This window comes from Candidatus Sulfotelmatobacter sp., from assembly GCA_036500765.1.
GTDB lineage: Bacteria > Acidobacteriota > Terriglobia > Terriglobales > Acidobacteriaceae > Sulfotelmatobacter.
On sequence record DASYBM010000004.1, the window covers coordinates 1,380,708 to 1,396,135 of the forward strand.

A 15,428-nucleotide genomic window follows, 5' to 3' on the forward strand; every position below is an offset into this window, starting at 1 on the left:
TCGGTTGTAGTTTCTGGAAATTGAAGCGGAGGGAAACTATGTCCATCCGGAATGCACTGAACTACCTTTTAGTCGCAGAAGTGCTTGCCTATGCGCTGACCGCGTCGCTTGCAGCCCAGTCCACAACCGCTCCCGCGCCGGCGGCGACTATATCGGGTTACAACCAGCCGCCGAAAAACATTCTGGATGTAATGCTCGCGCCCACGCCTCCCGAACCGATGGTGAGCCCGACCCACGACTCGATTCTGCTCGTATCGTGGCAGAGGTATCCGTCCATTTCGCGTGTGGCAATGCCCTTCTTGCGCCTGGCGGGCGTGCGGGTCGAGCCCAAGAATCACAGCAGGCACGACACTCCCGGCGGCTACGGCATCACGCGCTGCGCCACCGGCTTCGATCTCGTTCGCGTCACCAACGCGAACACGACCGATGTTGCGCCCATTCATGTCGCGCTTCCTGCCGGCGCATGCCCCGGCAAACCCATCTGGGCCGCGGACGGAAAGCACTTCGCGTTCGTGAATATCGCCACCGAATCGGTTGAACTGTGGGTCGGCGACGCCAAGACCGGGGCGGTTCATCGCGTGTCCGGAGTCCGTCTTAACCCGATGTTCGACGATGCGGCACTGTGGATGCCCGATCAGAAGACGCTTCTCGTCAAGCTTGTCCCCAAAGGGATGGGAGAACCGCCGCCCGAACCTGTCGTGCCGACTGGGCCCAGTATCCAGGAAACCACGGGACAAAAAGGACAGAGCAGCACCTACGAAACGCGCGACACCCTCAACAATCAACACGACGAAGATCTATTCGATTACTACGCCGCCACGCAACTCGCATTCGTGGATGCTGCGACCTCGGCGATCACAGCCATTGGAAAGCCGGCAAATTACGAAGATCTCGATCCTGCGCCCGATGGCCGCCACATACTAGTTACGGCGATTCATAAGCCGTACTCCTACGTCACGACCTATAATCGCTTCCCCAAAGAAGTGGAAGTTTGGGACACTTCCGACCGCGCCTACGTGACCACTCATACGATCGCGTCACTGCCCCTCGCCGATCGGGTTCCCATCCACGGCGTTGCGCTCGGACCGCGCAATTTTTCCTGGCGTGCGACCGATCCCGCGACGCTGGTATGGGCCGAAGCCCTTGATGGCGGGGACTGGAATGTGAATGTCCCGCAGCGCGACAAGCTGATGCTGATCAAGCCGCCGTTCACAGCATCTGCCGTCGAAATCGCCCGCACCGAGCAGCGCTATGCCGGCTTCAATTGGAGCGAACAATCCAGCATAGCTCTCCTGACCGAGTACGATAACAACCGCCATTGGATAAAGACTTTCGTCCGCAATGTCGACGATCCGCAAGCCAAACCTCGCCTGCTTTGGGATCTTTCCAGCGACGAAAGCTACAAAGACCCCGGCAGTCCGGTGGTCCGCCAGTTGGCAAACGGCGCATGGGTGATTCGCCAGGACGGCGATTCGATCTATCTTTCGGGCGTGGGCTCTTCGCCCGACGGCGATCGCCCGTTTCTCGACCGGCTCAATCTTACGACGCTGAAATACGACCGCCTGTTTCGCAGCGACAAGACTTGCCTCGAGCGCTTCCTTTCCTTTACCGGTACCGACAGTCACACATTTCTTACGTGGCATCAAACCCCTACCGATCCGCCTAATGCCTTCGCACGCACATTCGGACAGCCGGTCGATGCGCCCGCCGGGGAAGCGATTCTCAGTTCCACGAGCGTCGCGGTGACCCACATTCCCGACCCCACGCCTGAAGTGCGCGCCATCAAAAAGCGCTTGGTCAAGTACAAGCGCGCAGACGGCTTAGACTTGTCATTCACTCTCTACACTCCGCCCGGCTACAAGGAAGGCACCCGGGTCCCAACGATTCTTTATGCCTATCCTCTCGACTACGCCGACCCTTCGACCGCCGGGCAAGTCACCGGCTCGCAGGAAAGCTTCACCACGCTCTTTCAATACCGGCTACTGCTGCTGGGCGGCTACGCCATCATCGATGATGCTTCGTTCCCAATCATCGGCGATCCGAAAAAAGCCTACGACACGTATCTCGATCAACTTGTCGCCGACGCCAAGGCCGCCGTGGATAAGGCCGTGGAACTCGGCGTCGCCGACCCCGACCGCATCGGCGTGACTGGACACAGTCACGGCGCATTGATGACCGTAAACCTAGTGGCTCATTGCGATCTTTTCCGCGCGGGCGTCGCCACCAGCGGCTCGTACAACAAAACTCTTACTCCTTTCGGATTCCAGAACGAGCGCCGCTCGGTTTGGGAGGCTCCGGATATCTATCTGAAAGTGTCGCCATTTTTCTCCGCCGACAAAATCAAGACTCCGATCCTGCTGATGCACGGGGCGGAAGACGCGAATCCGGGAACCACGCCGCTGCAATCGAGCAAGCTGTTCGAAGCCATTCGCGGCAACGGCGGCATCACGCGACTGGTGCTGCTCCCGCACGAGCCGCACTGGTATACGGCTTTGGAGTCGAACGAACAGGAGATCTACGAGATGCTGCGATGGTTTGACCAGTATGTGAAGAATGCACCACCGCGGTGACATCTTTGGACAATGCAGGCAGGCCCAGGGTGGCAGAAAACAGCCTAACGCGAGGAGGTTTTTCCTCCTTGACCAGCCGTTGCCAGCGATGTAAAGTTTTTGTGCCTTCCCCCTTTGGAGGCAAAGTTGCAACACAGTCCGTCCGCGCCGAAAATTGCCATTCTTCTCTCGCTGGTTTGCCTCGGTTTAACCTTACTCGTGAGCCCAGTGTCAGCTCAGGTAGTCGGTTGCCCGACGACTTCTGGCAATAGCGTTTGCCTGACCACGTATCAGGGTGGGCCGAGTCGCCTCGGCTTCAATTCGAGCGAACCCGCGCTCACCCAGGCGGCAATCACAGCGACCACAAGCCCTAAGTTTCATAAGCAGTATTCGGTGGCTGTGAACGGCGCGATCTACGCCCAGCCGCTCGTGCTTCCCAACGTAGTGATCGGCACGACCACTTATGCCGATGTGGTGTACGTGGCGACGGAGCAAGATTGGGTCTACGCCATTGATGGCTCCACGGGAAAAATTCTGTGGTCCACCAATCTCGCGCCCAGCGGCTTCACTTACCTGGTCAGTACGGACCTGAAGTGCTCCAACCTTCTGCCCGCCCCCGGCGATATCGGAATTACGGGCACGCCGGTGATTGACATCAGTGGAAACCAGGGCGGGCAAACCATCACCAGCGGAGTCCTGTATGCCGTGGCAAAATTGAAGAGCACGACCACTCCTTATCGCTACAAGCAGACTCTGTTTGCGTTGAGCATCATCAACGGCGGAAATGGCGTCAGCGCGACCCTGCCATACGCATCCATCGATATCGGGGGAACTTTCAACGGCATTACGTTCAATTCCGGCCAAATAGCAAGAGCAGCACCTTACGCGTTGACCCAAAATCAGCGAAGCGCGCTCCTTGCGGTCCCGGTCACCGGGCAGAATCCGCAGATTGTCATCGCCTGGGGCAGCAACTGCGACAACGTAAATTTCCCCTACAACGGCTGGGTCATGGCCTACCAGTTGAACTCCACGCAAAGCGCGCTGGGGCAAACCGCCATCTGGGCGTCGGTTCCGGCGAAACACACATATCAAGGTGGGATCTGGGGAGGCGGCTCCGGACCGGCGCTCGATGGCACCGGACACATTTTCATCGCCACCGGAAATGGGGATTCCAGCGTGAAGGCCAGTACCCCACCCAACGATGCTCCCACCGCATGCTCGACCTCGCCCTGCGATTACGGGAATTCCATTCTGGAGATGCAGTTGTCGGGCTCGACGTTTGCTGTCTTGGATTTCTTTACCGCCTATGATTGGGTCACGCGCAATACCGACAACTATGACGTCGGCTCCGGTGGAATAATGCTCTTGCCCGCCCAGTCTGGGGGAAACCCGCAAAACCTATTAGTACAGGCCGGCAAGGAAGGCACAATTTTTCTGGCGCAGACTTCGCCGGTCGGAACTTTAGGCGGCTTTACGGGCAACGGCAATTCGGATGCAACCGTGCAAGCGCTCAAGCAAATGCTCTGCTACAACACCGCCGTGGAATGCGGAGTAACAGGCACTGGGGCGTGGTGGTCGACTACTTCGAGTCAGGGCTCGACTGGATACGCCTATTATGCCGGCACGAACATGCCGCTGATGCAGTTTCAGTTCTATCCCAATGGAAGCACGTGCACCAATAGCGGCACGGTGGCTGGATTCTGCACGACGCCGACCGCCCAAACCGCCTTCACCTTTGGCTGGCCGGGACCAACTCCCGCGGTCTCGGCTCCGAGTTCTACATCTTCGCAGGCGATCGTCTGGCTCGTCGATTCCCGCAGAGCGACCAGCAATGGTCCCGCCAACCTTTGGGCTTTTGACGCCACAACGCTCAACTGCCTGTATACGACGAACCAGCAAGCGTCCAAGACTGCCTGCACAGTCGTAGCCCCGGCGACGGACGTTCCTTCTGGAATCGCGGTAAAGTTCGTAGTTCCGAGCGTGGCGAACGGAAAGCTATATGTGGGGACGACGGGGGTTTCCACTAACACCACGCAGGGTTTCTTGAACATCTACGGCATCAGTTGAACGAAGCTGGAACAATTCTGATTCCCTCTTTACCTGTCTGCGCAATTGCGCTGCGCAATTTCGGTCTAACTTTTCGAATCTCAATTCATTGTCAAGGCATCAGGTCGCGGCGTCGGCGTCGGAAAGCTGTCGATAGATCGACTAATTCCTTCGCCTGGAAATTCACCCCTAACCGCCACTCGAGCGTTAACTCGTTGGACCGCAATCACATAGTTGCATGCCGTCCCCCGGCCTGGGGATGGTAAGGGAGTTGCCCTTACTGGTCTTGAGCAGGGATTTCGTTCCATCCCAACAGAGTCGACAGCAGGGTGTTTTGCAGGCTCGCGGAGGCATATATGTGGATTGTTCGACTGGCTTTGCGGCGGCCTTACACCTTCGTGGTGCTGGCGATACTGATTCTGATCGTCGGGACGTTCTCCATCTTCCGGACGCCAACCGACATATTTCCGAACATCAACATTCCGGTCGTTAGCATTATCTGGTCTTACAACGGATTGAATGCCCAGGACATGAGCGACCGGATCGTTTCGGTGACGGAGCGCTCACTCACCACGACGGTCGACAACATTGAGCACATCGAATCGCAGTCGTTGAACGGAATCGCGGTAGTAAAGGTTTTTTTCCAGCCCAGCGCAAACATCGAGCGCGCGATTGCGCAAGTCACGGCGGTTTCTCAAACCCAACTGCGCCAGTTGCCGCAAGGAACTACCCCTCCGCTGGTTATCAGCTACAGCGCGTCCAGTGTACCGATTCTTCAGCTCGCTCTTTCGGGTGGCAAGCTTTCGGAACAGCAATTGAATGACTTTGGGCTGAACTTCATTCGTACTCGCTTGATCACCGTGGAAGGCGCCTCGGTGCCGTATCCTTACGGTGGAAAGCAACGGCAGGTACAGATCGACCTGAACACGGCCGCGCTGCAATCGAAAGGACTGTCGCCGCTGGACGTTGTAAACGCGGTCAGCGCGCAGAATCTGATACTGCCTTCGGGCACGGCGAAAATTGGCTCCAAGGAATACGACGTTGACATTAACGGCAGTCCCACCAGCATTGCGGAACTTAACCGCCTGCCCATCAAGACGGTCGGAAGCAGCACCATCTATATCAACGATGTTGGCTGGGTGCGGGACGGCTTTCCACCGCAAACCAACATCGTGCGCGTCGACGGTCAGCGCTCGGTACTCTTGACCGTTCAGAAGGCGGGAAACGCCTCTACCCTGAACGTAATTACCGGAATTAAATCTCTTCTGCCGCAAATCAAAGCGGGTTTGCCCCCGGAGCTCGATATCAAGCCCCTGGCCGACCAGTCGATATTCGTTCGGGCGTCGATCGACGGCGTGGTCAAAGAAGCCACGATTGCTGCCTGCCTGACGGGATTGATGATTCTGATTTTCCTGGGAAGCTGGCGCAGCACGCTGATCATTGCGGTTTCGATTCCGCTGTCGATCTTGACGTCGATCATCGTACTGAGCGCTCTGGGCGAAACCATCAACATCATGACGCTGGGCGGGCTGGCATTGGCGGTCGGAATTCTGGTTGACGACGCCACTGTGGAGATCGAGAACATTAACCGCAACATTGCGCAAGGGAAGGAAATTCAGCAGGCCATTCTCGATGGCGCACAACAGATCGCAGTGCCTGCCTTCGTTTCGACGCTGTGCATCTGCATTGTGTTCGTTCCCATGTTTTTCCTGACCGGAGTCGCGCGCTACCTGTTCGTCCCGCTCGCGGAATCGGTGGTCTTCGCCATGCTGGCGTCGTATCTGCTGTCGCGCACCCTCGTGCCAACCATGGCGAAATATCTTTTGCGCGGACATGAACACGAGGCCGAGCATCTGTCCGGTTCCAGCCGTAATCCGCTGGTCCGGCTGCAAGTTCGTTTTGAAGAAAGTTTCGAGCGGCTTCGCGCAGGTTACCAGGGCATTCTGGAGCGTTGCCTGCATCATCGCCGCGCCTTTCTGGTGGGGGTGCTGGCCTTCTCCATCGTCTCGTTAGCGGCACTGATTCCCTTTCTCGGGCAGGATTTCTTTCCCAGCGTGGACAGCGGTCAATTCAAACTCCACCTCCGCGCGCCGACGGGAACTCGCATCGAGGAAACAGCTCGTCTTTGCGATCTGGTCGAACAATCGATCCGGCAGCAGGTTCCTCCCGACGAAGTTTCGAGCATCATCGACAACATCGGGATTCCCTATAGCGGCATCAACTTGTCCTACAGCAATTCGGGGTTAATCGGACCGGCGGACGCCGACATTTTAGTGAGTCTGTCGCCGAAACATCAGCCGACGGAGAAGTATGTTCACGATCTGCGACTCCGGCTGGCGGATCAGTTTCCTGGCGTTACGTTTTCATTTCTTCCGGCCGACATCGTGAGCCAGATTCTGAATTTCGGTCTGCCTGCGCCGATCGACATTCAGATCGCGGGCAACGATCTGGCGGGAGATCGCCGTTACGCCGACAACGTGCTGCGAATGGTGCGCGAAGTACCGGGGACCGCGGACCTTCGCATTCAACAGCCTTTCGATCAGCCGGAGCTCTACATTAATGTGGACCGAACCAAAGCCAATGAAATCGGTTACACGCAACACGATGTAGCGCAAAACCTGCTGGTCTCGCTCAGCGGCAGCTTCCAGACCTCACCGACCTTCTGGCTGGATCCCGCCAATCATGTGAGCTACTCGATTGCAACGCAGACCCCGCAATATAGGGTGCAATCGCTGCAAGATCTCGAGAACATTCCGGTGACGGGACCGAATCCAGCGGCTCCGCCGGAAATCATGGGCAGTCTGGCATCGGTTACGCGGCGGGTTCACATGCCCGTGGTATCGCACTACGACATTCGTCCCGTGATCGATATCTACGGCTCGGTGCAGGGGCGCGATCTGGGAGCGGTGGCAGGGCAGATCAATCAGATCGTCGCCCAAACACAGTCGTCGCTGCCCCGCGGTTCGCAGGTAATCGTGCGCGGGCAGGTGCAGACCATGCGTTCTTCGTATATCGGGCTGTTGGCGGGACTGGCATTTTCCATTCTGCTGGTCTACCTGCTGATTGTGGTGAATTTTCAGTCGTGGCTCGATCCCTTTATCATTATTTCTGCGCTGCCGGCGGCGCTGGCGGGCATCGCATGGTTTCTCTTTGTGAGCCATACCTCGGTAAGCGTGCCGGCGCTGACTGGAACGATTATGTGTATGGGAGTGGCGACGGCCAATAGTATTCTGGTAGTGAGCTTTGCCACTGAGCAAATGCAGGAAGGAAAGGACGCGGTCGCGGCGGCGCTGGCCGCGGGAGCGACCAGATTTCGTCCGGTGCTGATGACCGCGCTGGCGATGATCATCGGCATGGTGCCGATGGCTCTGGGGCTGGGCGAAGGCGGCGAACAGAATGCGCCCCTGGGCCGAGCGGTCATCGGGGGATTGCTGTTCGCGACGGTTGCGACGCTGTTGTTCGTGCCTACGTTATTCAGTGTGCTACACGGTTTGCGCAGGGGCGGCGCGCCGGAGAAGCACGTTAAGCTGACAGTACAGGAATCTTGAATAGAAGGTGGGGACTTATGCCGGTAACTTTGGATACAGAAGCGCAGGTTTCGGTTCAGCCTGCTTCGGCTCAGGCAGAGTTAGTAAAGTCGGGTAAACCCGGACCGAGAAACTGGGTAGCAGCGATTGTAGTTTCGCTCGCGATCCTGGGCGCCTTGACGTTTGGGATTTTGCCGCGCGTGACGGCGCGCAACACTTTGCGAAGAGAAACTGCGCAGATGGCGCTGCCGACGGTCGCGGTCGTCCATCCCGAACATACATCTCCGGCGAACGAAGTTGTTCTTCCTGCGAACGTACAGGCATTTGTCAGCGCGCCGATTTACGCCCGAACGAACGGCTATCTGAAGAAGTGGTACGTCGACATCGGCGCCCATGTGAAGCAGGGGCAACTCCTCGCCGAGATTGAAACCCCGGAAGTCGATCAGCAACTGCAACAGGCCCGCGCCGATCTGGGGACCTCACAAGCCAACCTTCATCTGGCGGGGATCACGGCTGATCGCTATCAGGACTTGCTCAAAACGAACTCGGTTTCGCAGCAGGAGACTGACAATGCCGTTGGAGCGTTGGCAGCCGACAAAGCGACCGTGGCGGCGAGCCAGGCGAACGTGAGCCGCCTTGAGCAGTTGCAGTCTTTCGAGAAAATCTACGCTCCATTCAATGGCATCATCACTGCGCGCAAGACCGACATAGGCGATTTGATCGACGCGGGCGCCAGCGGAGGTTCGAAGACCGATCTTTTCGATATAGCCCAGGCCGACAAGCTACGCGTTTACGCCAATGTGCCCGAGGCCTATTCGCAGGCCGCAAAGCCGGGCTTGACGGCGAGTTTGAGTTTAGCCGAATTCCCCGGCCGGCTGTTTGAAGGCCGACTGGTGCGTACTGCCGAAGCAATCGATCCAGGGTCTCGCACGTTGCTTGTAGAGATCGATGTGGCGAATCCAACCGGAGTATTGCTCACGGGCTCCTACGCCGAAGTTCATCTCAAGCTGCCCGGCGGAGCGTCTTCCTATATTGTGCCCGTCAACGCTTTGTTGTTCCGCAAAGAGGGACTCCGCATCGCCATTGTGAAAGATGGCAAGGCTGCGTTGAGGCCAGTGACACCCGGCCATGATTTCGGCGATCAGATCGAGATTGTCGGAGGGCTCCAGGGAGACGAATCGATCATCGTCAATCCTCCGGACTCCATCATCTCTGGGCAACCGGTGCGGATCGCGCAGTCTGCTGCGGGAGATTCTTTATGAGAGTGATGACAGGCCACGCCTTTGCAAACCGGGGGTTGCGACTCGCGTTTCTAGCAAGCCTGCTTCCGCTCTTGCTGGCAGGGTGCGAAGTCGGTCCGCATTATGCCCGGCCCAACGTGCCCGCGCCTCCCGCGTACAAAGAGTTGCCGCCCGAGTGGACGACGGCACAACCCAGCGACGCTGTTGCCCGCGGCAAGTGGTGGGAAATATTTCAGGATTCAAAGCTGAATCAACTCGAAGAACAGATCAACGTATCGAACCAAAACCTGAAAGCCGCACAGGCGCAATATGTGCAAGCCCGGGCTTTGGTCCGGCAGAACCGAGCGGATTACTTCCCGACGGTCACGACTGGACTTTCGGCGACCCGGGATCATCAGTCGCAGAATCGGCCGCTATTTAGTCAGTCAAGCAGCACCTATACCGACATTGTCCTGCCGGTTTCCGCATCTTACGAAGCTGACGTCTGGGGCCGGGTCCGGCGAACTGTCGAAGCCAGCCGCGCCGAGGCGCAGGCCACTGCGGCAGACCTGGAGTCAGTGAACCTGAGCTTGCACGCGGAACTTGCAGCCGATTACTTCCAACTGTGCGAACTGGATGCCGAGGAGCAACTGCTGGTCTCAACCGTCTCGGCCTATGAACAGGCGCTCGCCCTTACACAGAATCGTTTTAAAGGCGGAGTCGCGTCGGAAGTAGACGTGGCCCAGGCGCAAACGCAGCTCGAAACCACGCGCGCGCAGGCCATCGATGTTGGAGTGCAGAGGGCACAGGACGAACACGCGATTGCTGTCCTCGTGGGCCAGCCGGCTTCCACATTCAGCGTGGCATCGTCTCCGCTGACCCTGACTCCTCCGATAATTCCCGCGGGCATGCCCTCAGAACTGCTTCAGCGTAGGCCCGATGTGGCGGCCGCGGAACGCCGCGTTGCCGCCGCCAATGCCAACATCGGTGTCGCCAAAGCCGCCTACTTTCCCAACTTGTCTCTGACGGCGTCGGGAGGATTTGAGAGCAACACCATTACCAATCTTTTGTCGGGACCGAGCGGATTCCTGCTGGCGGGCGCGTCGGCAATGGAAACGGTTTTCGATGCCGGCCGGCGTCACGCCGTCTCCGACCAGGCGCAAGCCGCGTACGATCAATCGGTCGCCAACTACCGCGAGACTGTCCTCACGTCGTTTCAGGATGCGGAAGATAATCTGGCCGCGCTTCGAATCCTGCAGGAGGAAGCCAAGACCCAGCAGGCAGCGGTAGCGGCCGCGCGGCGCTCCCTGAATCTTTCCCTCAACCGCTACAAGGGCGGGGTGACGACATATCTGGAAGTGACCACCGCGCAAGCTCTGGCTTTGTCGGACGAGAGAGCGGCAGTGCAGATCCTCGGCCGCCGCATGACAGCGAGTGTTTTACTCGTGCGCGCGCTGGGTGGAGGCTGGGATAGTTCGACTCTGCCGCAAAGGCCCGAGTGCTGCGGCAAGCTGATCAGCCGGGTAAATGGGACGCCAGGAGACAATTCTCATTGAAAAAGCGGCCCTGTTTCTCAGTCGGGCTGCCGTAAGATTCCCAGCCTTCGCATCTTATAGATGAGCGTGGTTCTCGGCATGCCGAGGCGGCTCGCCGCGCCGCCCGAGCCGCCCAGCACCCACTGGGTCTCATGCAAAGCCTGAAGGATATGTTCGCGCTCGGCTTCCTCCAAAGTCACCGGCGCAGACGAAGGATTTCCGCGCAGCCGGCTCAACTCCCGGTTTAGCTCAGTGATGGGCGCACAAAGAACGTGTGCCTGCGAGAGGATCACCGCGCGCTCAACAAAGTTCTGTAGCTCGCGGATGTTCCCCGGCCACTCGTAACGCATAAGTGCTTCCATGGTTTCCGCTGGAATGACGTCGACGCGTTTGTTCATCTGCTTGCCGTAGTGCGTCACAAAGTGTTTGGTCAGAAGCGGAATATCGTCGCGTCGCTCCCGCAGAGCCGGGAGCCGGATAGGAAAGACGTTGAGGCGATAGTAAAGATCGGCGCGGAATTGCCGGTCCTCCACCATCTTGCCGAGATCTTGATTCGTCGCGGCCACCAGACGAACGTCCACCTGAATCGAGCGACTGCTGCCCAACCGTTCGAACTCCTGCTCCTGCAATACCCGCAGCAGCTTGGGCTGCAATTCCGATGGGATATCGCCGACTTCGTCCAGAAACAAAGTTCCTTTGTCCGCCACCTCGAAGCGCCCAACTTTCTTCGCGATCGCCCCGGTAAATGCGCCCTTCTCATGGCCAAATAGTTCGCTCTCCAGCAAGCCGGAGGGGATGGCGGCACAGTTCAGCTTCGCAAACAGATTCTCTCGCCGGGAACTGAGGTTGTGAATTGCTCTGGCTACCAGCTCTTTTCCGGTTCCAGTTTCTCCGAGAATGAGAACCGTTGAACTGGTGGGGGCGACGGTGCTGATGTGGTGCAACACCTCGCGGATGCCTGGAGTTTCTCCGAGAATTTCATCGAAGCCGCGCTCGGCCCGAAGCTCAGTCCGCAAATAATTCGTCGCATCGGCTAGGCGTTCCCTCGACTCATCCACTTCGCGGTATTGCATCGCGTTGTCGAGGGCAATCGCAACCTGATTCGCAACCTGTTGCAGGAACTCGGCATCCGCCACCGAAAAACGATGCGGGTGCCGGTCGAATAAGTGCAGCACGCCGAGCGTCCGGTCCGCGCGAATTAGAGGCACGAAGCAGCCAGACTGCACGCCTTCGTGGAAATTAATTTGCAGAGCAATGTGGTTCAGCCCCAGCGGCGCAGTCTCATAGAGCACCGTCTCTCTCGTGCGAAAGGCCTTGCCCGGACTGGTTCCCTCCATGGGAATCTGCATTTCCTCCTGCATGAAGCCTCGGCCTTCGGGAAAATTTAAGCCATGAATCTCCAGGCGCTGTTTCTGGGGGTCGGGCAACGATAGGCAAGCCGCGTCGCACTGCATCGCCAACCGCAGCCGGTTCGGAATTACCTTGAACAGTTCCGATAAAGACAGGTTCGAGACGACTGCATTATTTACATCAAGCAGAAGCTTCAGCCGGTCTCGCTCATGGGCGACTTCGTGCTGAAGATGCAAGGCTTCCTGATAATTCAAAGCATTTTCCACCGCCACCGCGACTTGGCTGGCTGCAAGTTTCTGAATATCCAGTTGATCCAGAGCGTATGCGTTTGGCGCTGTGTGGCCGAGACAGAACGCGCCCAGAGTGCGGCGTGGAGTCGTCAGAGGGATGCTGCAAAAAGACCGAACACCATACTCCCTCATCAGCATAACCGGGCGGGAGAATCGAGTTTCACGGTCCAAATCGTCCAGCACCAACGGTTGCTGGTGCTGCCATACCCAGGCCGAGGGAGACTCCTCCATGGAAAATTCCATACCCGGATGCACAGTGTCAGGTCCATCGGATTGCAAAATGTGCACGCGCATTACATCTCGGGCAGAGTCATAGAGCAGCACACTGAGATAGTTGAAGTCGATAATTGGATGAAGCCGCAGCGCGACATCGTTGAACAACCCTTCCAGCGTCCGGTGGGCGGCAATCGCGGCGGAAACCTCCAGCAGGGCGAGATACCGTCCCGACAGGGTGTTATCTTTTTGGTCGCCAATATCTTTTTCGGCGCGATCTTTTTCGGCACGATCTTTGTCTGCAATATCCAGCATCCCGGCCTCTCAACCGACTAGCTCGACAATTCCTGTGTCGAACGCTGTCGAAACCCGGACTCAGCGAGTCCTGGCCTACAAAATCCAGATGATCCAAAAGCTTCCTTGGATTCAACAACAGCTTTACCTTCAACGATCTGCGGCAGGCTTGATTCTCGGGCGGTATGGCGTGAAGAATGCATCCGATCAAGGCGAAAGCACGCAAGATCACAACAATTCTATGAAAGTTGGAGGTCATTATGGAAACAAGGCGATTAGGCAACAGCGAGTTATGGATCACCCCAATTGGGGTCGGAGCCTGGGCCATGGGCGGCAGCGGCTGGACGTGGAGTTGGGGACCGCAGAACGATAGCGATTCTCTGGCGGCCATCGATGCCGCACTCGACCACGGCATCAACTGGATTGATACCGCGGCAGTTTACGGTCTGGGACACTCCGAGGAGGTGGTTGGGCGAGCGCTTCGCGGCCGCAGTCAACGCCCCTACGTCTTTACAAAATGCGAACGCACCTGGGACGAGAACGGGAAGCTTGGCAACACGTTGAAGGCAGAGTCCATTCGAAGAGAGTGTGAGGCGAGTCTGAGCCGATTGGGCGTAGATGTAATCGATCTCTATCAGATTCACTGGCCCGAGCCGGACGCCGACATCGAAGAAGGATGGACCGAAATGGCCCGCCTGAGAGAAGAAGGCAAAGTGCGGAATATCGGCGTGTCGAACTTCAATGTAAAGCAGATGAAGCGTGCTGCCGCGATCGCACCCATCACTTCATTGCAGCCCCCTTACTCGATGCTGGCTCGCGGTGTCGAGGAGTCAATTCTACCCTTTGCCGCGAAGAACAATATCGGAGTAATCGTCTATTCTCCGATGTATTCCGGATTGCTGAGCGGAGGCATGACTCGCCTGCGCATTTCTTCCTTGCCGACGGAGGATTGGCGCCTACAGAATCCTAACTTTCGGGAACCGCTGCTCTCCGCGAATCTTCGCCTGGTCGAATTGCTGCGCGAAATCGGAGAACGCCACGGTCGGACTCCTGGCGAAGTGGCCATTGCCTGGACGCTGCACAACCCGGCGGTCACTGGCGCCATCGTTGGCGTGCGCAATCCCAAGCAAGTCTCGGGCGTGATCGGGACGGCTGCGTTCCGTCTCGAGTCTGGGGAATTCGCGGAGATCGAGAGGGCACTGCAATTGGAGGCGGTACTGAGTAGATGACGCCGACGAAACGTTTTCCAATCAAGGATCTCTAATTTCGGCACCTCGCTCAGCAGCAACGGAAGTGTTGGTTATAGCACCCTTTGGCTTATTCCGAAGCGCGCAAAAAGGGCGCCAAGTTGCCGGAAAGAAGAGCGCGTAATACCCACAAGCTATGCAGCGCAGTTGTGGCGATCGGCGCTGCGTGAGGGATGAATAGGGTTTTTCAGGTATTCCGCCGGGGCTTGCGACTCGCCTATTTTTTAGTAGTGCGACTGAGCGCAATTCAACGGTCCTTTAAGCGCGCCTATGACGATTTAAATAGGCATCACACGCTTCAAGTTTCAGCAGCCCTCTCGTATTACTTCATCTTATCTGCCTTCCCTGGGCTTATTTTGCTATCGGCGGTGATGGGCTTCATTCCCCTCCCTGCGTTGTTCAATCACGTGTTGACTCTGATGGCGCGCCTGCTGCCGGCCGAGGCGATGTCTCTCGTGTATACGGTATTACCGGACGTGCTCGGGTCGCACCGAGCCCAATGGCTGTCGCTGGGAATGATCGGCACGATATGGATGAGTTCATCTGGATTCGACGCCCTGATCGAAGCCTTGGACATCGCCTACGACGCAAAGGATGACCGCGCGTACTGGAAGACCCGACTTCTCGCGGTTGGACTGGCGGCCATCACCGGAGGTTTGCTTCTGGTTGCACTTGTAGTCACGGTACTCGGCCCGCGCTTCGGGGATTGGCTGGGCACGCGAGTCCGGATTTCGAATGCCTTCGCTGGGATTTGGCCAGCGCTGCATTGGACAATTGCGATCGGCTTCACGGTTCTTGCGGTTGAAGTCGTTTATTTTCTCGCCCCGAATGTGAAGCAGCGATTTCTAGCCACGTTGCCGGGCGCTATTCTGGCTGTAACAGTGTGGAACGCTCTTTCCTATCTTCTTGGACTTTATTTCCGCCACTTTGCCGATTACAACCGCACATATGGAACCCTTGGCGGAGTCATCGCGATGATGACCTGGCTGTACTGGACTTCATTCGTACTCTTAGTCGGCGCTGAACTCAATGCTGAGCTGGCGAAGGAGAGTAAAAAAGGATCGTTAGAATCGAAAGCCGCACCCAGCAAGGCCGAACCCATTCCCAGAACCGATGTCGACCAAGCGGCCTAGCCGATCGAGTTCAATTGCCAGGTC

The 15,428-nt window shown here is 57.6% G+C and carries 8 protein-coding genes; 7 read left to right on the forward strand and 1 reads right to left on the reverse strand.

The features are described 5' to 3' along the window. Positions 1-38: 38 nt before the first annotated feature. From VGM18_08850 to VGM18_08870, 5 genes are all read left to right on the forward strand, one after another. Positions 39-2,570, forward strand: a complete 2,532-nt coding sequence (locus tag VGM18_08850; protein HEY3973098.1) for a prolyl oligopeptidase family serine peptidase — start codon at positions 39-41, stop codon at positions 2,568-2,570. Positions 2,571-2,768: 198 nt separating this feature from the next. Further along, positions 2,769-4,616 (forward strand): hypothetical protein, encoded by a 1,848-nt coding sequence (locus VGM18_08855; protein HEY3973099.1) that lies wholly within the window; start codon positions 2,769-2,771, stop codon positions 4,614-4,616. A 335-nt stretch (positions 4,617-4,951) separates the two neighbouring features. Then, entirely contained in the window at positions 4,952-8,143 is a 3,192-nt protein-coding gene (locus VGM18_08860) for an efflux RND transporter permease subunit (protein ID HEY3973100.1), read from the forward strand. A gap of 17 nt (positions 8,144-8,160) precedes the next feature. Further along, positions 8,161-9,384, forward strand: coding sequence for an efflux RND transporter periplasmic adaptor subunit (locus tag VGM18_08865; GenBank protein ID HEY3973101.1), 1,224 nt, complete (start codon positions 8,161-8,163; stop codon positions 9,382-9,384). Next, positions 9,381-10,898: an efflux transporter outer membrane subunit gene (locus tag VGM18_08870; GenBank protein ID HEY3973102.1), complete on the forward strand. Its 1,518-nt coding sequence runs from the start codon at positions 9,381-9,383 to the stop codon at positions 10,896-10,898. Before VGM18_08865 ends, VGM18_08870 begins: the two co-directional genes overlap by 4 nt. 17 nt (positions 10,899-10,915) lie before the next feature. Here VGM18_08870 and VGM18_08875 read toward each other — a convergent pair whose 3' ends face one another. Further along, a complete protein-coding gene (locus tag VGM18_08875) occupies positions 10,916-13,045 on the reverse strand; it encodes a sigma 54-interacting transcriptional regulator (protein ID HEY3973103.1) in 2,130 nt (709 codons plus the stop codon). Between the two features lie 239 nt (positions 13,046-13,284). On the opposite strand from VGM18_08875, the gene VGM18_08880 reads away from it, so the two are divergent. Both VGM18_08880 and VGM18_08885 read left to right on the forward strand, forming a co-directional pair. Beyond that, the gene (locus VGM18_08880) at positions 13,285-14,253 is read left to right on the forward strand and encodes an aldo/keto reductase (GenBank protein ID HEY3973104.1); all 969 of its coding nucleotides are present in this window, start codon (positions 13,285-13,287) and stop codon (positions 14,251-14,253) included. 191 nt (positions 14,254-14,444) lie between these two features. Continuing rightward, a complete protein-coding gene (locus tag VGM18_08885) occupies positions 14,445-15,404 on the forward strand; it encodes a YihY/virulence factor BrkB family protein (GenBank protein ID HEY3973105.1) in 960 nt (319 codons plus the stop codon). The last annotated feature ends 24 nt before the right edge of the window (positions 15,405-15,428 follow it).